This window comes from Sphingomonas sp. SP5, from assembly GCF_058313455.1.
This window is the reverse complement of record NZ_JBZFLF010000003.1, coordinates 614,265-636,177: the sequence shown is the minus strand read 5'-3', so window position 1 is coordinate 636,177 and position 21,913 is coordinate 614,265. Positions and strand designations below refer to the sequence as shown.

15 protein-coding genes and 1 pseudogene are annotated in these 21,913 nt (G+C 64.6%); 6 read left to right on the top strand and 10 right to left on the bottom strand.

Translation table 11 applies throughout. The features are described 5' to 3' along the window. Nucleotides 1–157, top strand: a pseudogene (locus tag AC4GY7_RS10830) (IS3 family transposase); the annotation flags it as partial. Between the two features lie 292 nt (nt 158–449). On the opposite strand, the gene AC4GY7_RS10825 reads toward AC4GY7_RS10830, so the two are convergent. From AC4GY7_RS10825 to gtdA, 5 genes are all read right to left on the bottom strand, one after another. Next, nucleotides 450–689, bottom strand: a complete 240-nt coding sequence (locus AC4GY7_RS10825; RefSeq protein WP_491113702.1) for a transposase — start codon at nt 687–689, stop codon at nt 450–452. A 324-nt stretch (nt 690–1,013) separates the two neighbouring features. Next, nucleotides 1,014–2,591 carry a sulfatase family protein gene (locus AC4GY7_RS10820; RefSeq protein WP_491113700.1) on the bottom strand — a complete coding sequence of 526 codons (1,578 nt, stop codon included), beginning with the start codon at nt 2,589–2,591 and terminating at the stop codon, nt 1,014–1,016. Nucleotides 2,592–2,616: 25 nt separating this feature from the next. Continuing rightward, on the bottom strand, nt 2,617–3,252 hold the full coding sequence (gene maiA, locus AC4GY7_RS10815; RefSeq protein ID WP_491113698.1) for a maleylacetoacetate isomerase: 636 nt from the start codon (nt 3,250–3,252) through the stop codon (nt 2,617–2,619). Beyond that, on the bottom strand, nt 3,249–3,944 hold the full coding sequence (locus AC4GY7_RS10810; protein ID WP_491113696.1) for a fumarylacetoacetate hydrolase family protein: 696 nt from the start codon (nt 3,942–3,944) through the stop codon (nt 3,249–3,251). Before AC4GY7_RS10810 ends, maiA begins: the two co-directional genes overlap by 4 nt. Beyond that, nucleotides 3,941–4,987 carry a gentisate 1,2-dioxygenase gene (gene gtdA, locus AC4GY7_RS10805; RefSeq protein ID WP_491113694.1) on the bottom strand — a complete coding sequence of 349 codons (1,047 nt, stop codon included), beginning with the start codon at nt 4,985–4,987 and terminating at the stop codon, nt 3,941–3,943. The genes AC4GY7_RS10810 and gtdA overlap by 4 nt, the downstream gene beginning before the upstream one ends. Nucleotides 4,988–5,176: 189 nt before the next feature. Here gtdA and AC4GY7_RS10800 point away from each other — a divergent pair, with 189 nt between their 5' ends. Both AC4GY7_RS10800 and AC4GY7_RS10795 read left to right on the top strand, forming a co-directional pair. Next, complete coding sequence (locus AC4GY7_RS10800; RefSeq protein ID WP_491113692.1) at nt 5,177–6,226, top strand: LacI family DNA-binding transcriptional regulator; 1,050 nt, start codon at nt 5,177–5,179, stop codon at nt 6,224–6,226. Next, complete coding sequence (locus AC4GY7_RS10795; protein ID WP_491113690.1) at nt 6,223–7,005, top strand: IclR family transcriptional regulator; 783 nt, start codon at nt 6,223–6,225, stop codon at nt 7,003–7,005. The genes AC4GY7_RS10800 and AC4GY7_RS10795 overlap by 4 nt, the downstream gene beginning before the upstream one ends. Here the strand turns inward: AC4GY7_RS10795 and AC4GY7_RS10790 are convergent. The 5 genes from AC4GY7_RS10790 to AC4GY7_RS10770 form a co-directional block, all read right to left on the bottom strand. Then, on the bottom strand, nt 6,977–8,320 hold the full coding sequence (locus AC4GY7_RS10790) for an MFS transporter (RefSeq protein ID WP_491113688.1): 1,344 nt from the start codon (nt 8,318–8,320) through the stop codon (nt 6,977–6,979). The two genes, AC4GY7_RS10795 and AC4GY7_RS10790, sit on opposite strands and share 29 nt — an antisense overlap. Before the next feature lie 72 nt (nt 8,321–8,392). Next, entirely contained in the window at nt 8,393–10,111 is a 1,719-nt protein-coding gene (locus AC4GY7_RS10785) for an arylsulfatase (RefSeq protein ID WP_491113686.1), read from the bottom strand. Next, on the bottom strand, nt 10,108–11,463 hold the full coding sequence (locus AC4GY7_RS10780; protein WP_491113684.1) for a DUF1593 domain-containing protein: 1,356 nt from the start codon (nt 11,461–11,463) through the stop codon (nt 10,108–10,110). The genes AC4GY7_RS10785 and AC4GY7_RS10780 overlap by 4 nt, the downstream gene beginning before the upstream one ends. A gap of 71 nt (nt 11,464–11,534) precedes the next feature. Next, on the bottom strand, nt 11,535–14,051 hold the full coding sequence (locus AC4GY7_RS10775) for a TonB-dependent receptor (protein WP_491113682.1): 2,517 nt from the start codon (nt 14,049–14,051) through the stop codon (nt 11,535–11,537). Between the two features lie 192 nt (nt 14,052–14,243). Further along, nucleotides 14,244–15,164 carry a formylglycine-generating enzyme family protein gene (locus AC4GY7_RS10770; RefSeq protein WP_491113681.1) on the bottom strand — a complete coding sequence of 307 codons (921 nt, stop codon included), beginning with the start codon at nt 15,162–15,164 and terminating at the stop codon, nt 14,244–14,246. A gap of 153 nt (nt 15,165–15,317) precedes the next feature. On the opposite strand from AC4GY7_RS10770, the gene AC4GY7_RS10765 reads away from it, so the two are divergent. The 3 genes from AC4GY7_RS10765 (at nt 15,318) to AC4GY7_RS10755 (ending at nt 21,902) form a co-directional block, all read left to right on the top strand. Further along, nucleotides 15,318–17,477: a beta-glucosidase family protein gene (locus AC4GY7_RS10765; protein WP_491113679.1), complete on the top strand. Its 2,160-nt coding sequence runs from the start codon at nt 15,318–15,320 to the stop codon at nt 17,475–17,477. Between the two features lie 767 nt (nt 17,478–18,244). Continuing rightward, nucleotides 18,245–19,636, top strand: coding sequence for an alpha/beta hydrolase (locus AC4GY7_RS10760; protein WP_491113677.1), 1,392 nt, complete (start codon nt 18,245–18,247; stop codon nt 19,634–19,636). A 235-nt stretch (nt 19,637–19,871) separates the two neighbouring features. After that, nucleotides 19,872–21,902: an L-dopachrome tautomerase-related protein gene (locus AC4GY7_RS10755; protein ID WP_491113675.1), complete on the top strand. Its 2,031-nt coding sequence runs from the start codon at nt 19,872–19,874 to the stop codon at nt 21,900–21,902. Nucleotides 21,903–21,913 lie beyond the last annotated feature (11 nt).

The window sequence follows — 21,913 nt, the reverse complement described above, 5'->3', positions numbered from 1 at the left end:
CTACAACACCGAGCGGCCGCACTCATCGCTCGGCTACGCTACCCCGGCCGCATTCGCTGCCGGGCTCGAACAGCAACGGGCGGGGTTAACCCCGCCCGTTGCTTCACCTGCGCTCATGCGCGACAACACCGGTCGGTCTCTGGTTGCCGCTGGATGAGAGATTGGGGTCACGTCAACAGCCTGCCGTCCGATCTCCAATATGCGACACTTGTTCAGGTCCGAGGCGGCACCCCAATGGCGCGAAACGGTTCTGTCAGCCTCGACCACGTGGACAAGAGCAATGCTGAGGCGACACTGACGAAGGCGATATAGAGGTGGGCGGTTTTGTCGTAGCAGGAGGCGATACGTCGCCAGTTCTTCAGCTTGTTGAACACTCTCTCGATGGGGTCGCCAGCGGTACTTCGCGTGGTCGTGCGTTGCCGGGTTGCGACGATTTGCCTTGGCGGGGATCACCGCCTCGACCTGTCATGAGCCAGATCCTCCCGGATCGCGTCGGCATCGTAGCCCTTGTCGGCGAGCAGGGCATCGATCCGGTCTGCGACCATGCGCATGAGCGGGCGGAAGCCTTCGACGTCGTGCGCCTGTCCGGGCGTCAGCACCAACGCGAGGGGGCGCTCTTGAGCATTGCCTCTGGCGTGGAGCTTGGTCGTGAACCCGGCGCGCGAGCGGCGGAGCGCCTCGGCTGGCACAGATCCTCCTTTATCCCCACCGCGCAGCGGTCCGCCCGCACGAGCGTCCTGTCGATCATGTCGGCGCGGGCATCCCGCTCGACCACCTCGGCCAGGGTCTCGAGCATGGCGTCAAGCACGCCAGCCGTCATTTAACGCCGGTAGCAGCGAAACACGCTGTTCCACTTGCCGTACTCGTCCGGCAGCCGCCGCCATCCGGGACTAAGCTGGCCGCGAGCAAAGTTAACCAAGCTGGTCCCATGCGCCTCGCAGGTTTAACGCTGCCTCCGGGGCAAATATCAGCGCCCTGCACCGCCTGCCACGTTGGTTTGCCGGCGCCTAAGGTCAATCATCCAGTATCTGAGATACCGACTTTGCATCTGCATGCGGTGAAAGCGGAGGCGCGAAGTCGGGAACCCCGCGACTGTTGCGTGCATCAGTGGGCACACCGGTCGTGTTGATATACCAGTCGAGCAGACGCCGTTCGAGGTCAGCGCGCGTCGTCGCCAGGCGGCGGTCGTGGATCAGATTGCGCGTTTCGCCCGGATCGCGGTCACGATCGTACAGTTCGTCCAGACCCTGCGGCCGCTGGATATAGGTGTACCGGCGTGTACGGACGGACGCGGCACGCGACACCAGCACCGGCTGTGCCGCGGCGAGTTCGGACTTGTGCCGATAGAGTCCGCCCGATGCAGTATCAAACGCCTGGGGTTCGTAGATGTTGATCCCGGCCTCGGTGAAGGCGGCGCGCTCGGGATCGCCGGCACGGCCGTGCAACTGCGGCATCAGCGATCGGGCAAATTTAGTATGCGTGGCCCGAGTGCCGGCGAGGTCGAGGAAGGTCGGCATGACATCGAACAGTTCGACCATATCCTCCGCGATATGACCGGCCGCGCCATTGGGAACACGCCCGATCAGAGGCACATGCGTCAGGCATGTTTCGAGGCCGCCGTGCCATTTCTCAACCAGGCCGTAATCGCCCGCATAATCGCCGTGATCTGACGATACGAACAGCGCGGTATCACGGTCGCGGCCGGTTCGCTCCAGCGCTTCCATCAGTTCGCCGAGCAGCCAGTCCGAATAGGACACCTGGCCGTAATAGACAGCGCGAACCTTCCGGAGGACATTGTCGCTGACCTCGTCCAGTTGGTAGGTGCGACGGATCGCCTCGTGAAACGCCGGCTTGTCCTTCAGCCCCGGCGGGATCAGCGGTGGCAGGTCGGCGGGGCGATACATATCGTGGAAGCCGTCCGGCGCGCGGTAGGGCGGATGCGGCTGAAACATCGGCAAAAACAGGCAGAACGGGCGATCGCTCTCCTTGCGCTCGACCACCTCGATCGCACGGCGGATCACGCCGTAATCACTCGTTGCGCGGCGGTCCCCCGAGGCGGGCAGCAGCATCGTCGTCGGGCCGTCGCTGCTGCCGCGGCGCGCGCCGGGCGCGTGATCGCCGGGCGCTGCGCCGGGCGCCGGCGGGTCTGCCCAGTCGGTCAGGCTGGTCGCAAATGTCTCCGGCGCAAGGACATCGTTTTTGCCGAAGAAGTAGGTGTCATAACCGGCGGAGCGCAGCAGCGCGAACAGATTGGGCTCATGCGGCTGGATCAGATAGGAAAAACCACGATGCCCGGTCGCGCTGGTCGGCAATCCGGTAAGCATGCTGCACCGTGAGGCGGCACAAACCGGATATTGGACATGACAATTGCGAAACAGCGTTCCCGACCGCGCGAGCGCATCGAAGTTGGGCGTGCGCGTGACCGGATTGCCATAGCAGGCGAGCGCATCCGCGCGCATTTCGTCGGGAAAGAACAAGATAAGATTGGGGCAGCCACCCGCCGCGGCGCGCGCGATCGTGGGCGCGAGCGAGGACAGGAACGTCGCGCCTGCAGCACCGACCAACTGCCGCCGGGTGAAGCCTGTCGTCATCGCGCTCGTCCTTTCCTGTCCACGCTTACTCGGCGTCGGCCTGATTCTCGGGCCTCGCTCGCTCAAATGCATCCAATGCGAGGCATGCCGTCTCCACCGCCAGCAAACGCGGCCAGCGTAGCGCGACGCCGAATCGGCGGGCGTTGACCAACTGCGGCACCACGCAGATATCCGCCAGCGTCACTGCATCACCGAAGCAATAGGGCCCCTGGCGATCGGCGATCAACGCCGCGCAGGCATCCAGCCCGTCCTCGATCACGCCCCGCGCCCACTCGGTCACCTGATCTTCGCCGAGACCAAGGCCGCGAAGCCGAGCCAGTATTTTCAGGTTTTGCACGGGATGGATATCGCAGGCGATCGCCTGCGCAAAGGCACGGACCTGCGCCCGCAGGATTGGATCGCGGGGCAGCAGAGCAGGCTGGGGATAGATCTCGTCGAGATATTCGCAGATCGCGAGGCTCTGCGTCAGCACCGCGCCGTCGACCTCCAGCGCAGGTAGCAAGCCCTGTGGATTGATCGCGCGATACTCCGGCGCGTTCTGCTCACCCTTGCGCAGATGGTGAAAGGCATCGGCGTAAGCGATGCCTTTCAGGTTGAGCGCAATCCGAACCCGGTAGGATGCGGTCGAGCGGAAATAGCCGTGAAGGACAGGCTGGCTCATGCCGGCATGGGCCCCACCGTGACGGTCAGATCGGCCAATCCGTGGATGGCAACGGTGATCACGTCACCCTCCACGACGGCACCCACGCCTTCGGGCGTGCCCGTGTAGATGAGGTCCCCCGGCTCCAGCCGGTAGAAGCGCGAAACATAGGCGATCACTTCCGGCACGCTCCAGATCAGCGCCGCCAGCGTCGAATCCTGCCGCGTCGTGCCGTTGACGCTCAGTGTGATCCGCGCGTCGGCGAGTCCGTTCCAGTCGGCCGCGGGATGGATCATGCCAAGGGGCGAGGACTGCTCGACGTTCTTGCCGGTGTCCCAAGGCCGACCCTTTTCACGCGCGGCGATCTGAAGATCGCGGCGCGTCATGTCGAGACCAGTGGCATAGCCATAGACATGGGCAAGCGCGTCGCTTTCCGCGATCGCGCGTCCACCCGTCCCGATCGCGACGACCAATTCGGCCTCGTAATGGAAGTTCGCCGTTTCGGGCGGATAGGCGATCGTGCTGCCATCGGGCACGATCGTTTCCGCCCATTTGGTGAAGAAGAAGGGCGGCTCGCGATCGGGATCGAACCCCATCTCGCGTGCATGGGCGGCATAGTTGCGACCGATGCAGAAGATGCGCCGCACCGGAAATTGGTTACCGTCGCTCGTCCGGGCGAGGATGGGATCGGCAGGGGCGAACAGGATGGTCACGCGGTCTGTTCCTTGTAGAGGTTGAGCTTTTCCTGCGCCGCCTTGTCCGAATAGCCGAACAGGACGAGCCGGCTATCGGCAATCAGGCGCAATTCATGCCACGAGGGCACGACGACGATGTCGCGCGGGCGCAGCGACACCTCCGCGCCTTCGACAAGGGCAGTGCCCTTCCCCTCGACCACGACGAAGACGGTACCGTCGGTCGATCGCCGTGCGCGGGTTTCGAACCCGGCCGGCAGCAGGCGGACGTGTGCGCTGATCGTCGGCATCACCGGACCGCCATTGGCCGGATTCAAGAACTCCAAGGCATGGCCCAGGTGCGGATCGATTTCGGCGTGGGCCGCCATCGCATCCAGCGCCGGACGCCAGTCGGCATAGGGATAATGGAACAATGGCTGGTGCGCTGGACGCCGGTCGGCGATCGAGCCACGCAGCGGGCGCATGTTGTGACCGTAGCGGGCCAGCGTATCGCCTGGCGGCACGCTTTGCGCCTGCGCCTTCTCTGCGCCATGCTCGGCGAAGCTCGCATCGAAGTGGCGCACCGTCGGAATGTCCAGCCCGTCGAGCCAGATCATCGGCCGGTCGGTCGGATTGCCATGATCGTGCCACTGCCACCCCGGCGTCAGCACGAGATCGAACGGCCGCATCACTGCCTTTTCCCCATCCACCGCGGTGAAGGCGCCATCGCCCTCCATCACGAAGCGGAGTGCACATTGGGCATGGCGATGCGCTGGCGCGATCTCGCCCGGCAGGATGAGTTGCAATCCGGCATACAAGCTCGGGATGATCGCCGATTGCCCCGCAAGGCCGGGATTCTCGAGGATCAGCACACGCCGCTCCGCCTGCTCCGCGCTGATGAGATCGCCGGCGCGCATCAGATAGTCGCGAGCCGCGTCATACGACCAGCGATGAACATGCGCCGGCGAGCGCGGCTGCGGACGCACCAACTGCGCCAGCGATTCCCATAGCGGCGTCAGATGCGCCGGCGCCATTTCGGCATACAGCGCCTCGAGCTGGGCGCGTTGATCGTTGACCAGGGTCACGGTCGATCCTTCTCCATGCAATCATCTCGATCGCCTGCCTTTCATCTGCCCGCGGGAAACTCATTCCGCAATGACAAATCCGCTCCGACGCAAAGTTTATTTTAGCGTTATACCGCCAAATCATCGACGACGATCATTGCTTGAGCGTGACGATGCCGCCCGGTAGCAGGTCCAGGCGAAGGGAACAGAATGGCGCGTGCACAGCGACGATCTCAGCAGGCTGTAACCATCGATGCGGTCGCCCGGCTCGCCGGCGTATCGACGATGACCGTGTCCAACGTGGTCAACGGCACGAAGAAGGTACGCGATACGACCCGCGCCGCAGTACTCGCCGCGATCGAGGAACTGGGTTATGCGCCTAATGCCGCCGCCCGCACGCTGGCATCCGCAGGCGCGACGCGGATCGGCCTTGTCTATCAAAACGCACAGAATGCTTTTCTTAGCGCGATGCTGGTCGGAGCGCTCAATGCCGCTTCGCGATCCGGGGCGCAGGTCATCATCCGCAAATGCGACGCGCCAACGATCGACCTGGCCGCAGAGGCGATGCGCGCGCTCGTACGCAGCGGCGCCAATGCACTGCTGCTTGCCCCGCCTTATTACTCGCTCGTCAGCACCACCGATCTTCCACAGAAACTCGGCGTTCCGATCGGCGCGGTCGCCCATGGTACGCCCCTGCCCCATATCGCCAGCGTGGGGATCGACGAAGCCGCAGCGGCGCAGGCGATGACCCGCCTGTTGATCGATCGCGATCATCGCCGCATCGGCTTCATCGCCGGGCCACCGATCCATGCCTCCAGTAAGCTGCGGCTCGAGGGCTATCGCCTGGCTCTTGCCGAGAGCGGCATCGCGGCAGACGATGGGCTGATCCGACAGGGCGAATATACGTTCGAGTCCGGCCTGGCTGCCGCCGAGAGCCTGCTCAGCCTGCCAGATCGCCCCACTGCGATCTTCGCGAGCAACGACGACATGGCAGCGGCGGTCAGTTCGGTAGCCCATCGCCGGGGACTGGACGTGCCGCACGAACTTGCGATCGCAGGCTTCGACGATGCACCCATTGCGGTGAAGATCTGGCCACCACTGACCACGGTCCGCCAGCGCGTCGATCTGATGGCCGAACGCGCGACCGAGCGACTGATCGCATGCCAGCGCGGCATCGACCCTGATGAGCCGGATATCATCGACCTGATGCCGTTTGAGATCGTCGAAAGGGAGTCGACCAACCCCAGGGTGCCAGTATGAGCTCCGATCCCGATACCGGCGAAGTCGATGGTCCACGTCGCCGGGGTATTCAATCGGTCGAGATCGGCATGCGTGTGCTCGACGCGCTCGTCACCCTGGGTGAGGCATCGAGCCTGGGCCGGATTGCGCAGGCGAGCGGCATGTCGCTGCCTCAAGCCCACCGTTATCTCGTCAGTTTGATTGCCGCGGGAATGGCGGTCCAGGAAAGCGCGACCGGCCGTTACGATCTGGGACCGGCTGCCCTGCGCCTGGGCCTGGGGGCGCTTGCCCGTGTCGACGCGTTCCGCATCGCCGATACCGCGATCGGCGACTTCGCCCGCACCAGTGGGCGGACGGTACAGGTCGCTGCTCTGGGTCCGCTCGGGCCGACGATCGTACGCTGGAACGTGGGGCGCCCGCCGGTGATGACGTCGTTTCACGTCGGGTCGGTGCTACCGCTGCTTTATTCGGCGACGGGCCAGGCGTTCTACGCCTTTCTGCCGGAGGCGGAAACCGCGCATCTGCTCGAGGCCGAACTGGCCAGCGGGGGAATGACGCGTGGTGATGCCGAAGCGCTACGCGCGCGCGTCCGGGCCGCTGGGCATGCCCATGTCGAGGGCACGATGGTTCCGGGACTGCGCGCGACCGCCTTTCCGATCTTCGACCTGCAGGGCCGCGCGATCCTGACGGCGACCGCGCTGGCACCGGGCAGCGTAGCTCCCCGCGACGACGCGGCAACGATCGCCGAACTGGGCGAGGTGTGCCGGCGGATCAGCGCACAGTTGGGCTGGACGAGCTGACCGGGCCGGTCGCGCGATAATCGCAGAGGCCAATCCATAGCATGACAACCGACAGTGGCGATGCGACAGCGCAGACGAGGCTGATCGCCTGCGGCAGAGCATGCGGGTCCGCGAACACGTAATCGGTGACCAGCGCGATGGCAGTCGGCCCCAGCGCCGCGCCGATCAGGTTGATCGTCAGCATGTACATCGCCGAGACGAGCGCGCGCATGCGGTTCGGCGTCAGTTCCTGGAGTGCAGCGAGGCCGCCGCCGAAGTTGAAGCCTGCAAAGAAATTCATGCCGCCGATCAGGGTCAGCGCCAGCAGCGGCGTCGGCATCAGCGGGAAGCCGATCGTCAGCGGGATCAACACGACGAACCCGATCAGCGATGCCTGAAGGTTCGCTGCTGCACGGCCCCGCCGCCGCAACCACGACGCGAACAGTCCGCCCGCCAGCGCACCACCCATGCCGCACACCAGCACCACGGGGCCGTACAGCGCACCGACCTGCGCCGTCGTCCAGCCAAACTTGCGTTCAAAGAAGGCTGGAATCCACACCGCCGTGCCGTTGCCGACCAGTATCATCAGCGCGAAGCCGAGCATGAGTCCGGCATACGCGCGCCAACGCGCCCCGATATGGGCGGCAAACTGCGCCATCGGCACGCTCGCCTCGTTCGGTACGACGCCGCGCCGCGCCGGTTCGCGAATTGTCAGCATCGCCGCCGCCAGCACGACGCCGGGCAGGCCGAGCAGCAGGAAGACGATGTGCCACCCCTTCATCGCCCCCAGCACCGGCACCATGACCGTGGCGCTAGGCGGAACCATCGTGGAAATGAGTCCCCCGACCAGCAACGCCGCCGCGCTGCCAAGGTATAGGCCCATCTGGTAGACGCCCATCGCGGTCGCTAGCCGTTCTTTAGGGAAGTAGTCGGACAGCAGCGAATAGGCCGCCGGGGTCAGGCCACCCTCGCCTGCGCCGACCCCGACGCGCGCCAGGAACAGGCTGCCAAACGACCGCGCAAAGCCGCACAGGCTGGTCGCGATGCTCCACACCAGCACGGCGCCTGCGATGATGTTGCGCCGGTTCGATCGATCCGCGACCCGTGCGATCGGCAGGCCGACGATCACGTAGAACAACGTGAAACTCAGGCCGTACAGCAGGCTAATCGCCGTGTCGGAGATCTGCAGGTCCGCCTTGATCGGTTGCACCAGCAACGCCAGCGCCTGACGATCGACGAAGGCCAGCGTGTTGGCCAGCATCAGCAGGATCGCGACGCTCCACGCGCGGAATGCGCTCGGCCAGGGCAGATCGGCGGAGGCTTCGGGGTCGGTCACGACGAGGGGCGCCTTATGTCGGATTGACAGGAAAATGGAGACGGTCCGCTGGTCGGGCAGGCACTACGCCCATCAGTCGTCGCCCGCCTGTCCGGGGGCAAGGAATGCGTCGCGGTAGTGATCGAGCTTGCGGACGTAGGAGGGCCCCTCGCCCAGCGGCAGGTCGCCATAGCGCCGGGCCTCGCGCGTCCACAGCGCCTTCAGCGCTGCAACGCGTTCGGGATGGCGTGCCGCCAGATCGTTGGTTTCGGCGAAGTCGGCATCCGTGTCGAACAACTGCCAGCGGTCGCCGTCGAACGGCGTGCCGAGGCGGTGCATCGCAACCCCGCGCCACTTGCCCTGCCGGATCGCGCGATTGCCGCGCAGCTCAAAGAACTGGACGTCGCGCGGATTGGGCGCGCGCACCGATGCGACCGTCCGCGCGAAGCTGGCGCCAGCGACGGGAATCTGGGCGACCCCGTTCACGCGGGTGTCGAATTGGCCGCCTGCCGCCTCCAGCAGCGTCGGTGCGACGTCGATCGCGTCGACCACTTGCCGCCGTATCCCGCCAGGGTCGCGGACGTGGCCCGGCCAGCGGACGATCATCGGCGTGCGGACGCCCCCTGCGTAAGGCCATGCCTTGTACCGGCGCAGCGGCGACACGCTCGCCATCGCCCAGGGGCGCTGATACTCGATCATCGCGCGTCCAAAGGTATCCAGTTTGCCGAGCAGGTCCTCGGCACGCGGATGATTGGCCGGGTACAGCTGGCCATAGGCTCCCGCCTGCCCCGCCTCCGCAGCGGCACCATTGTCGGACAGCAGCACGATCATCGTGTTGTTCCAGCTGCCGTTCGCCTTCAGCATCGCGATCAGCCGTCCGATCTGTTCGTCGGTATGTTCCAGGAACCCGGCATAGGTCGCCATATAGCGGGCGTAGACGGTCTTTTGCGCCGGGGTCAGGCTCGCCCAGGCCCGGTCGCCGGGATTGGCGGGGGGCAGTTGCACGTTGGCCGGCACGATCCCCAGCCGCTTCTGGCGCGCCAGCCGCTCTGTGCGGATCGAGTCCCAGCCGCGCTCGTAAACCCCGGCGTAGCGCGCAATATAGGCGATCGGCACCTGCAACGGCGCGTGGGTCGCGCCGAAGGCGAGATAGAGGAAATAGGGTTTGCCCTGCGCCGCATCGATGTCATGGATCGCCCGGTCGACGATGGCGCGCGAGAAATGGTAGTTCGGGTCGGTCGGCTTGCCGATCGCGCGATTGCCGTCGACGAGATCGGGGCGATACTGATCCGCCCATCCCGACAGAAAACCGTAGAAGCGATCGAAGCCGCGCTGCAACGGCCAGGACGCGTTGTTGCCGGGGGCGCCATTCTCGCTTTCGGGCGCAAGGTGCCACTTGCCGATCGCATAGGTCGCATAGCCGCGGCGTTGCAGTGCCTGCGCCACGGTTTCGGCATTGGCAGCCAGCACTCCCGAATCCTTGCCCGGCCGGCCGTTGTCGCGCTCGCCCGCAGTCAGGTCGGCCATTCCCACCGTCTGGTTGTTGCGCGCGGTCAGCAACGATGCGCGCGTCGGCGAGCAGATCGCCCGGCTTTCAAACCGCGTGTAGCGCAACCCGTCGGCGGCGAGCGCGTCGATGTTGGGGGTGCGGATTTCGGATCCGAAGCTGCCGAAATCCGAATAACCGGTATCGTCCAGCACGATGAGGATGATGTTGGGGCGAGCCAGACCTTTGGGTGCGGGCGCGGCAGACGTCAGCATCATGCCGGCGGCAAGGCAGACAAGCCCGCGCGACAGGCGGGACAGAGTCACGATCGGACCTCCGGCGTGACGTCGACGATCAGGCGCCGGTATCGGGTGAGCGAGGGTGCGCCTTGGTCCCGGACTTCCAGGATCAGGTGGAGTTCGGTCGGCTGCGTGACGGACGGCACGTCGAAACCGGCCTGCATGGCGTCAGCGTTGCGGATCGTTAGCACGGGCTGCACGCCGATCCCTCCGACCTCCCGATACTGCCACCAGTGTATGTCGAGTGCATCGCCGTCGGGATCGCGCGTTCCGCGCGCGTCGAGTGCGATCTTCCATCCCGGCCGCGCCGTGATCCGCACCGGGGCCAGCCCGATCGCCCCCTGCAACACGGGTTCGGGCGCATGGTTTGCTGCCTCGCGCGTGTCGGCGATGCTCCACCCCATGCGCGCGGCAAAGTCGCTCTGAAACGCGGCACGCCAGCGATACACGCTCGCCTGGTTGCTCGACACCATGGCGCCATCGACCGTGATGGCATCGCGCACATCACCGAAATGGCCGGCATCGGGCGCAGTGCGCATGTAGCGTCCGCCCCAGCCGCCCCATTCGGGATGCTCGGGATCAGACAGGCCGTTTGGGATGAGGTGGAGAAAGCTCGGCGTGTCTCCCTCCATGATATAGACCGGTAGCGGATATAGTGCGCCGAGCGTCCCGCGCCGGATATGCGCCTGCAGCCAGGGATCGGACACGGTATCCGCATCGGGCCAGCGTTCGCCGTTACGGCGATCGCCCGAGATACCGCTCCACGCCGCCATGTTATACTGGCCCCAGCCATGGATGCTGGCGATCCAAAACAGATCGGGGAAGCTGCGCCGCGCCCAGGGTCCGGCATCGTCCTGATCGGAGATCGAATAGACGCGCAGCTTCTCGACAAAGCGGCGCACCTGCTCGGGTGATCGCTCTGCTCGTATCGTCCATAATGCTTGGGCAAGGTCGACCGCGCCGCCCCAGCACAGCACCCAGACTGGCGCGGGATCATCGCGGTCGACCGCCGCGATGATGAGCCGCGAGGCGTTCGTATCCTGCCCCGCCCCGACACCCGCCATCCCGTAAGCTGCTCGCCCTGAACGCACCACCGCTTGCAACGCGGCCATCGAAGGATAGCCCGGCGCATGGCGCACGAGCCGGTCGCGCACCGCACCATAAGCAGCGATCCGCTGGTCGATCAGAGGGCGCTGCACCCGATCGCGCTGCCAGACCGAGGTGGTGGCGACGAGCCCCTCGATCCGGAAGACGTTGGCGTACAGCAGGAAACGGACCAATGATTCCGAATCGTCGGGTTCGTTGCCGATATCGGTCAATACGATCACCCGCGGCCGCGCATCTGGCGACGCCGCAGCGACCGGCATCGGCAGCAGCACGGCGACCCCGATCAGAAGCGACGCCCGTCGCCACCATCTATCTCGTCCGCTATGCGCCGCCGCACCCTTCATCAGAAGCGCACGCCGAGTGTGGCACCGATATAACGGTTGGCATCCTTGTTGATGTTCGCCCACAGGTCCGTCGCGTTCGTGGCGTTGGCCAAGATCGTGCCGTGGTTGAGTTGAGAATAATAGGTCTGGTCGAGCAGGTTCCGAACGAAGAACGTCAGATTGTAGCGGTTGTCTAGGTCGTGGACGCCGACGCTCGCATCGACCATCACATAGCCGTCCTGCTTCAGCAGCGGATCCTGCGATAGCGAAAAGATGGTGTCGCTCTGATAGTTCATGCCGATCTGGACGAAGCCGCCAATGCCGCCAAACTCATGCTCCCAGCGCGGCGTCACCCCGATGCGGTAACGCGGCGTAGCCGGCAGCTGGCCACCGACCACATCCAGGATCGGCGCCGAATTGGTCGTTACCCCGTTCACCGTCGTCCGTCGGATATAGCAGGTGTTGACGGGGAAGTTCGCCGTATAAGCCTGGGCGGCATTCTGCAGCTGGAACGGACAGCTCTGGCCCGGCACGTCGATCGTAGCATCGATCAGCGTAAAGTTTGCCGCCACCGAGAAGTCACGCACCGGCCGGATGGTCGCCTCCAGTTCCAGGCCCTGCGAGCGCGAGGTGCCAGCATTGCCCAGCACGGTCTGGAACGTGCCCGTCGCGACATCCGTCACCAGCGCCTGCACCTGGAGATCGGTGAAATCCGAACGGAACAGCGCCGCGTTGATGTCGAACACGCCGCCGGGCGCCTGCCACTTCGCGCCGATTTCATACGCATTGACGTGTTCGGGCGCGATGCCCGTCTGTGTCGCGAAGTTGGTGGTCACGTCGATGTCGAGCGCGAACGCCTTATAGCCCCGCGTATAGGTGCCATAGACCTGCAGGTTACGCGTGAATTCATAACGCAGCCCGGCCTTGCCGGTCAGCGCGGTATCGTCGCGCGATCGCGTTCCGCTGGTCAGCGGCGTGCCCGGGAACACCGCGTCGCCCGCGACGAGCGGACCGAACGTCCGGCCGGTTACCGTCTGCTTCTCATATTGACCGCGCAGACCGCCGATCACATGCAGCCCACCGACCGCTCGCCAATCGATCTGGCCGAATAGCGAGGCGCTGTCGCTCTTGAAGTTGCCCGTGAAGCCCGACGAGTCTGCGGTCAGCGCAACGGTGCAGGGCTGCCCCACCACTCCGCTGCCGCACCGCTGGCGCCGCCGCTGCAAGCTGCGGTCCAGGTCTAGATGCGTGTAGAACAGCCCGGCGACATAGGTGAAGTCACTCGATCCATTCGACCCGATGCGCAGTTCCTGCGAATAGTTGCGATACCGGGTCTGCGATCCATTTTGATTCCACTGCGAATAGGGGAAGGCGCCGACATAGCGCACGGGATTTGACAGGATCTGGTCGGGTTCAAACTGGTCGACCTGCGAATAGCGCTGGTATGCGGAGATCGATGTGATCGTCGCCGGCCCGAGGTCCCAATCAGCCTGCAACGATACGATCGTCGCATCGGTATTGAAGAAGCTGAGGTCGTCATTCGACACCGATCGGTTGTCGGCATTCGGCACGATCGCGGGGTTGAGCAAAGTGCGCATCGCGGGCGTGGTGATCTGCACCGGCACGCGCGAGCAGCAATCGGCCTTGTTGGATCGATACTCGCCGGTCAGCAGAAGGTCGAGGTTGGACGCCGCCTGCCAGTCCAGCTTGCCGCGCACGCCCCAGCTTTCATAGCCGTTGACGTCGCGTTGCTTGTCGACATTGCGAATGTGGCCGCCGACGTTGTTGTAATAGCCGCTGACGCGCGCGCGTAGGGTGTCGCTGATCGGCCCGGTGACCGTGCCCTTGACACGATATTCGTCCTGCTCCGCCACCGTTACGTCGAACCGTCCGCCGAAGGTCGACGCGGGCCGGGCGGTGATGATGTTGATGACGCCGGCGGTCGCGTTCTTGCCGAACAGCGTGCCCTGGGGGCCACGCAACACTTCGACCCGCTCCAAGTCAGCCAGGTCGCTAAAGCCTTGCGCCTGACGCGGTGCGACGACGCCGTCGACCACCACGGCGACCGCAGACTCGACGCCTTGGCTGAACAATTGCGTGCCGACGCCGCGGATGCGGAAGCTGTTGTTGCCCGGATTGTTACCAGCTTGGAACGTCAGCGACGGGATCGCGCGAGTCAGGCTATTGGTATCGCTGATCTGCTGCGTCGCCAGCGCATCGCCAGTTACTGCGGTGACGGCAAGCGGCACCTGGACGAGGCGCTCGGAGCGCTTCTGTGCCGTGACGACGATGTCTCCACTATCCTCTGGCGCCGGGGTTTGAGCATCGGAGTCGCCGGCGATCGTGTGGTCGGCGGGAGTGGCAACCTCGCTCGGCAGCGCGCCCGGACCGGTGGCGGAGGCCGCGGCACCGGGGCCGTTCGCCGGGACCTGCCCTGCCGAGGCTTGGGCGGAGGCAGGCTGTGCGACGAGGCCCCCCATCATGAAAGCGAGAGCGCTAACCCCCGCCAATGCGCCGATGCGTTGCATCCCCATCATGACACCCTCCCTTCGCAGCACGTCATTGCAGGACGCGCTGATATGCAGCCACGAGGGGCGAGGATCATGAACCGACCACCCCTAAACCCGCTTAGTCGCCGATGATTAGCGCTAAACTTGTGACCCCCGTGTTGCCGCGTTTATCCGCCTTGTCAATAGGGCAACTCCTTATCCGATGGGAAACTTGGGTCTCTAGCCGCGGACGATGCACCGGAAGCCGATATGGCCGGTGGCCGAATCGATCGCCTGCGGATGGCGCGCCGCGGGCCGATAGCGCTGGCAGTAATTCGGTGCGCACAGATGCGATCCGCCCTTCAACACCTTTCGCGCGATGCGGACTTGCGGCGTCGCGGGATCGAAGCTGTCGCGTTCGCGTCCACCTCGTGGATTGGCCGGCACGCAGCAGGCAGGCCCCCGCTTGCCCCGGCCGCTAAGCGGCCTGTCGGCGTACCAATCGTCTGTCCATTCCCAGACATTGCCGATCATGTCCCACAGGCCAAAGCCATTGGCCGGGTAGTTCCGCACCGGCGACGTCCGCTCCCAGCCATCCAGCAACTGGTTGGCGAAGGGGAACAGCCCCTGCCAGTAGTTGGCGAGCATCGTGCCCTGCGGCGCCAAGGTGTCACCCCAGGCATAATCGGCATCAGGCAGGCCGCCCCGCGCCGCATATTCCCACTCCGCTTCGGTCGGCAGCGCCTTACCCGCCCAGGCGGCATAGGCCTGCGCATCGCCGAAGGCGACATGGACGACCGGATGCTCGTCCATGTCGTCGATCGAGCTGTCGAGTCCCAGAGGATGGCGCCAATCCGCGCCGAACCGGAAATGCCACCATTGCGACGGATCGGTCAGGTCGACCGGACCGACGGTGCGTTCAAACACCAGCGAGCCTGCGTGCGCCATATCGAGGGACATGCCCGGATAGTCAGCGGGATCGGGCGCGACTTCCGCCAAGGTGACATATCCGGTCGCGGCGACAAAGCGCGCAAAGTCGGCATTCGTCACGGGCACCGTGTCGATCCAGAAGCCATCGACCCGCACTTCGCGAGCTGGCGCCTCTTCGGGATAAAAGCGATCGGATCCCATCCGAAAACGCCCTCCGGATACGTAGCGCATACCAGTCGGCGCCGTAGCGCTTGCCAAACCACTGACCCGCGTAACCGCTGCCATTCCATCGTTTTGCATCGGAACGTTTTAGAGGATCGACACATTGCCAACAATAGTTTAGCGCTAATATAATCATGCGCCGGTTGGTGCGAGAGAGGACCGATGCCCGAAAATCACCCTGCCCGGCCTCTTGCCCAGGCTTCTATCCCGTCAAACGCCGCCTTCCCGCTTCGAAACGGTGCCAGCGCAATTGAGATCGAGACTGCGGTCGAGGCGGTGATCGCCGACCTCAGCCTCAGCGAAAAGGTCACGATGATGTCGGGCAAGGGCTTCTTCGCGGCCCTTCAGGAGGATGATCGTGTATGGGGCGCCCGCCCCTATCGTGCCGGTGGTGGAATCGAGCGGCTCGGCATTCCGCCGTTGCTGTTCACCGATGGACCCCGGGGTGTGACGCGGGGCGGATCGACGTGTTTTCCATGCACGATGGCACGCGGTGCGACCTTCGACGCCGATCTCGAACGCCGCATCGGCGAAGCGATGGGGATCGAGGCGCGCGCGCAGGGGTGCAGTTTTTCGGGTGCCGTTTGCATCAATCTGTTGCGCCATCCCGCATGGGGCCGGGCACAGGAAACCTACGGTGAGGACCCCTGGCATTTGGGCGTCATGGGCGCCGCGATGGGCGCGGGCATCCAAGCGCACAACGTCATTGCGACCGTGAAGCATTTCGCGCTCAATTCCATGGAGAATGCCCGCTTCACCGTCGACGTCCGCGTCGACGAGCGTGCCTTGCACGAAGTGTACCTTCCTCATTTCCGGCATTGCCTCCAAGCGGGGATCGCCAGCGTAATGACGGCCTATAATCAGGTGAACGGCGAATATTGCGGACAAAACCGCATGCTTCTGACCGACATCCTCCGCGGCGAATGGAATTTTACCGGCTTCGTCCATTCCGACTGGGTGCGCGGCGTCTACAAGACCTATGGCGCCGCCGCCGGACTGGACATCGAGAACCCCGAACCGCTGGTGTTCGGGGACAAACTGATCGCCGCCGTCGACGACGGCACGATCGAGCCACAGGTGGTCGATCAGGCCTGCCGCCGGATCCTCCGCACGCAATTCCAATTCGCTTCGCGCGAGGATCCCCTGCCCGCCTATCCGCCCGAACTCGTCGCGTGCGAGGCGCACCGCGCCCTGGCGCTGGAAGCCGCAGAGAAGTGCGCTGTGCTGCTCGAAAATGACGGCGTGTTGCCGTTCGACCGCCGGCGGGTGCGCAAGCTCGCCGTGCTGGGTACGCTCGCCGATCTGGAAAATACCGGAGACAACGGATCAAGCCGCGTGCGCCCGCCCTATGTCGTCACGCATCTGGAAGGCCTGCGTCGCTACCTCGGCGAGGATGCGGTACTCTTTGCGAACGGCGACGATTCAGCGCTGGTAACGCAGGCGACCGAGCAGGCGGACGCGATCGTCGTGGTCACCGGCTATACGGCGAGGGAGGAAGGCGAGTATATCCTGGGTGATATCGCGCTGGGCGCAGACAAAGGGAACGGTGGTGCGCCTGCAGGTGCGCCACCGAGACCCAGCCTGTCGGCCACGCCGATCGGCGGTGATCGCGTATCCCTCGATTTGCCCGATCATCAGGTCGCGCTCATTCGCGCCGCTGCCGACACAGGCAAGCCCGTCGTCGTGGTGATCGTCGCGGGATCGGCGGTACTCGTCGAGGCGTGGCGGGAACAGGTCAATGCGATCCTGATGGGATTTTACGCCGGCATGGAAGGCGGTACGGCGCTCGCGCGCCTGCTGTTCGGCGACGTCAGTCCGTCGGGCAAACTACCCTTCACCATCGCGCGCGACGCAGCCGATTACCCCTTCTTCGATCGCGACGCCAAGCGGATCGATTACGAATACTGGCACGGCTATACCCTGTTCGATCGGAACGGGACGGAGCCGCGCTATCCCTTCGGCCACGGCCTGTCCTACACTCGCTTTTCCTATCGCGCGCTGCAGGCGCGTCAAATGGAGCGAGGTATCGAGCTCTCCGTTGCCGTCTGCAACGAAGGCGAGACCGCCGCTGACGAAATCGTGCAGTGCTACGTCACGTTGCCCAACACGGTCCCGGACCGCGCCAACAAAATGCTGCGCGCCTTCGATCGTGTAACACTCTTGGCCGGCAAGGCCAAGATTGTCCGTATGTTCGTGCCCTTGGAAAACCTGCATTGGAGGAACGCAGATCTGCATAGTTGGGTTCTCGAGGAGGGATACTACCGCTTTGCAGTAGGCGGGAACTCCGCAAACCTGATCGAAACCGACATTTTTCTAAAGTAATTTTAGGCACAGTGCATTATTAGCAGTGGTGTTGCCAAAAGCAATGTCCCTCGCCGATCGCTGCTTCATCCCCCTTGCCTGCTGTTTCGCAGGCAAGGGAGATGGACCTCGAGAGATACGAGGCAACTTCGCGGCTCTGGCGGCGGGCCTGTATAGCTCAGGCGACTAGGCCGCGTGGCTTAAGATCGCCGACCCGATGCGACTTTGGAGCAAGGCGGCACAAGGGTTTGACATCACCATCGACGACGTTTTTCGCAGGGCAAGCGCAGCCAAAAACGCGAGCGACCCACTTCCGGTCATTCGGGAGGGTAACGGCTCAGCCTAAAAGCGGACGCTCGTACATGTTGGCGAGGCATACCGTATAGCCGCTGCCAGCGTACCCAGCGAAAGGCTTAAGTTGGGACAAAGCGGTCGATCCGGCTGGGCGGCTCGAACGTCCGGTCGTCCCAGGAACCCGACGTTCGCTGGCATAGCCTCTCACTTTCATGAAGTAGAAGGTCTGGCTGTTTGAAGGCGGACTCCTTTCGGGAGACCGCAGGACGGCTTGAGCCGCCAGACGTTCGGAAAGTATCTCGTGCAACGCCGCAGCCGATAGCCTCATCACCGTGCCGTGTTCGGCCCTCATCACCACGTCATGCGACCAGCGCCCGTTGCCAAGCAGTAGCTGCCAACCGATGAACCCTTCGCTTCCAACCAGCGCGACCGCGTGGCGGCGGTCATCCTCGAGAAAGTCGAGTACCGGGGCGATGCCGGTCGACGGGTAGCAGATGCTTTCCGCCGCGTACGATCATGTCGCCGTTGCGAAACGGCACCAGTTCCAGATGCTGCGCGGGGACGACGCGGTCAGCGTCGTTCAAGACACGCAGCAGCGCATTCGCCTCACCCGGCAGCACCGTCGGAACCGCGTGTTCCAGCCGCTTTCAAAGCCTGATCATCCATGCCGCGGCCCATACTCCCAAACTTCGCTGCTCAAGCCTTGCGTCTATTTTCGTACCGAAACGCGGAGTGTCGCCAGATGGTTAGGAAGCAGACAGTTACAGGAAGAACCATTGCGCAAAACCATCTCAATGCTGATCGCCGCCTCGACCGCGATCACAGGCGTTCCAGCTTTGGCCCAGTCCGCCCGCTCGATCACGGCACCACCTCCGCCACCGCCTCCCGCGACATCCGTGCAACCGCCCAAGGCCGCGCCCGACATGCAGTCGGTCCTGGACGCGCTTGCGTCGTTCGGCGGCAAGCCGATCGAGACGCTCACGCCTGCGGAAGCTCGCATGCAGCCCTCGGCCGCAGATGGAGCCAAGGCAGCGATGCAGAAGAAGGGGATGTCGACCGCGCCTGATCCTGCGGTGATGACGCGGGACCTGCCGTACGGCAGCGATCCCAAGCAGTTCGTGCGGATCTACAAGCCGGCGAATGCTCCCGCAGGTGGCAAGCCGATGCCGGTGGTCGTCTACTACCACGGCGGTGGCTGGGTCATCGCCGACGTCGACACCTACGATGCCGCGCCGCGGGCCATGTCGAAGGCATTAAATGCCATCGTGGTTTCGGTCGAATATCGCCATGCTCCCGAGTTCAAGTTCCCTGCGCAACATGACGATGCGGCCGCGGCCTATCGCTGGACGCTGCAGAATGCGGCGAACTGGGGTGGCGACCCTGCACGGATAGCCACGGTCGGCGAGAGCGCGGGCGGCAACCTCGCGGTTGCGACCGCGATCTACGCGCGCGACAACGGCCTGACTGCGCCGCGGCACATCGTCTCGGTCTACCCAATCGCGAACAGCAGCATGACGCTGCCCTCGCGGAAGGATTCGGCCAACGCCAAGCCGCTCAACGCCGCGATGCTGCCGTGGTTCGGCTATTACTACCAGAACAGCAAAGCCGATGCGCAGGATCCGCGCCTGAACCTGGTTGCCGCGAACCTCCGCGGGCTTCCGCCCACGACGATCATCAACGCGCAGATCGATCCGCTGCGCTCGGATGGCGAGACGTTAGCGGCCGCGATGCGGGCGGCCGGTGACAAGGTCGAGCAGAAGACCTTCCCGGGCGTGACCCATGAGTTCTTTGGCATGGCCAAGGTTGTGAACGGTGCCACGCAGGCGAACGACCTGGCGGTTGTTCGGCTGCGAGCAGCGTTCGCGGCGCCCGCCACCCGGCGCTGAACGTACGGAGCGGCGGCCTGTCGGCCGCCGCCCCTTCTCTGTTTGATAGGATTTGTGACCATGCCCGATAAGGGTGGCGCTTGATCCTTTGATGCTCAGGTGGAGCCGGTTAGTCAGGAGACAAATTGAGCGCTTGGCCGTTCTGCCGGTCGTCCCGTCCATGCTTCCAAAGCAGTGATGGAGCGGCAGGGTCGACCAACGCTCGCAAAAGCTGGAACCGTCAGGAGGCTGATGAATGCCCATGATTACTGCCGGCGACCTGAACATGGACGTGTCGCTTCACGGTGCAAAGGAGGGACAGCCGTTGCTCCTCATTCATGGCTGGCCGGATGACGCATCCACGTGGGATCAGGTGGCACCCGCTCTGGCCGCGGAAGGGTTCCGCGTTATCGTCCCGACGTTGCGTGGGTTCAGCGCCACGCGCTTCCTCAACGACGACGCCCCGCGGACCGGCAACAGCGCGATGCTCGCGATCGACATGATCGCGCTGCTCGACGCGCTCGGCATCGACCGCTTCATGGTCGCCGGGCACGACTGGGGATCGAACACCGCCGAAGCGCTTGCGGTAGGCTGGCCAGAGCGGGTGGAGCGGATGGCGATGCTGTCGACCCCGCCCCGGCTCGGCGGCATGCCGACACCGCCGTTCGAGCAGACGCAGCGGCAATGGTATCACTGGTTCATGGCGACTGCGCGCGGGGCGGAGGCGGTACGTGCTGACCGGCGCGGGTTCACCCATCTGCATTGGGTCAACTGGTCGCCACCGGGATGGTTCGACGAGGTGACGTTCGACCGTGTCGCCCAGTCGTTCGACAATCTCGACTGGGCCGACGTGACGCTCCACAGCTATCGCGCGCGCTGGGGCGAAGCGGAACCCGATCCAGGAAGCGCTTGGTTGGAGCACAAGGTCAAGGCGACCACGACGTTGTCTCTGCCAACGCTCTACATCCACGGCGATGCCGATGGCGTGAATCCGCCTTCGACCGCAGGGGACGTGCGAACAAGGTTTGCCGGACCGTTCGCGCGCATCAACGTGGTCGGGGTCGGTCACTTCCCGCAGCGCGAGAACCCGCAAGCGGTGGTGCGCCACCTCCTTACCCTCTTCGCTGGCGACCCCGCCGCGCTCACCGATACGATCGATAGGAGCCTGACCATGAAGAAAGCCGCCCCCTATGCCGCCGGGATCGCCGCCATCGGCCTGGTTGCCGCTGCCGCAGCCGGTGTCGCCCACGCCCAGGCACGCAGCGCGCAGCTGACCCAGGTGGCGCAGTTCGACCATCAGGCGACCGGCGTCGCCGTGACCGAGGATGGCCGCCGCTTCGTCAACTTCCCGCGCTGGACCGATGACGCGCCCATCTCCGTCGCGGAGGTGATGAAAGACGGATCCTTACGTCCCTATCCCGACGCCAAGTGGAACAGCTGGCGCAACGCTCGTGCCAACGAAATGCCGGTCGGCGACTATTTCGTCTGCGTGCAGTCGATCGTACCCGACGGCCATGGCAACCTCTGGGTGCTCGATCCCGGCGCCCCCGGAAACGAAAAGATCCTCGAAGGCGCACCCAAGCTCGTCCGCATCGATCTGGCATCGAACACGGTGACGAAGACGATCCTGGTCCCCGGCGACGTCGCCCTGCAGGGCACCTACCTCAACGACATCCGCTTCTCGCCCGACGGCAAGACCGGCTACATCACCGACAGCGGCACGCGCGGTGCGATCATCGTTGTCGACCTGGAAAGCGGCAAGAGCCACCGCGCCCTCGACGGGCACGCGTCAACCCAGATCGACAAGACGGTGAAGGTCACGCTTGATGGCAAGCCGCTGGTACGCCCCGACGGTCGCCAGCCTGCCTTCGCCGCCGATGGCATCGCGATCTCCAAGGACGGCAAGACGCTCTACTATCAGGCGCTGACCGGCAAGACGCTCTATTCAATCGCCACCGCCAAGCTGCGGTCGGACGTCAGCGAGCCCGACAGGGCGGCAGCTGTAAAGACGGTCGCGCAGACCCACGTTGCCGACGGCCTGTGGATGAGCAACGCAGGCGTGCTCTACCTGACCTCGCCGACCGACTATGCGATCAAGCGGCTAAACGGCGCAACCGTCGAGACCGTGCTGACCGACCGCCGCCTGCGTTGGCCCGACACCTTCTCCGAAGGGCGCGACGGCACGATGTACGTCACCGCCAGCCATATCCAGGACACCAACTGGTTCACGCCCGGCGCACCGCCATCGATCAAAACGCAGCTATTCTCCTTCGCGCCCGCTAAGTGATCGGAATATTC

Excerpts from the sequence above, each read along its gene's own strand:
- AC4GY7_RS10775 (WP_491113682.1), bottom strand. The coding sequence starts at position 14,051 with ATGATGGGGATGCAACGCATCGGCGCATTGGCGGGGGTTAGCGCTCTC.
- AC4GY7_RS10795 (WP_491113690.1), top strand. The coding sequence starts at position 6,223 with ATGAGCTCCGATCCCGATACCGGCGAAGTCGATGGTCCACGTCGCCGG.
- AC4GY7_RS10765 (WP_491113679.1), top strand. The coding sequence starts at position 15,318 with ATGCCCGAAAATCACCCTGCCCGGCCTCTTGCCCAGGCTTCTATCCCG.
- maiA (WP_491113698.1), bottom strand. The coding sequence starts at position 3,252 with ATGAGCCAGCCTGTCCTTCACGGCTATTTCCGCTCGACCGCATCCTAC.
- AC4GY7_RS10800 (WP_491113692.1), top strand. The coding sequence starts at position 5,177 with ATGGCGCGTGCACAGCGACGATCTCAGCAGGCTGTAACCATCGATGCG.
- AC4GY7_RS10755 (WP_491113675.1), top strand. The coding sequence starts at position 19,872 with ATGCCCATGATTACTGCCGGCGACCTGAACATGGACGTGTCGCTTCAC.
- AC4GY7_RS10820 (WP_491113700.1), bottom strand. The coding sequence starts at position 2,591 with ATGACGACAGGCTTCACCCGGCGGCAGTTGGTCGGTGCTGCAGGCGCG.
- AC4GY7_RS10760 (WP_491113677.1), top strand. The coding sequence starts at position 18,245 with ATGCTTTCCGCCGCGTACGATCATGTCGCCGTTGCGAAACGGCACCAG.
- AC4GY7_RS10770 (WP_491113681.1), bottom strand. The coding sequence starts at position 15,164 with ATGCGCTACGTATCCGGAGGGCGTTTTCGGATGGGATCCGATCGCTTT.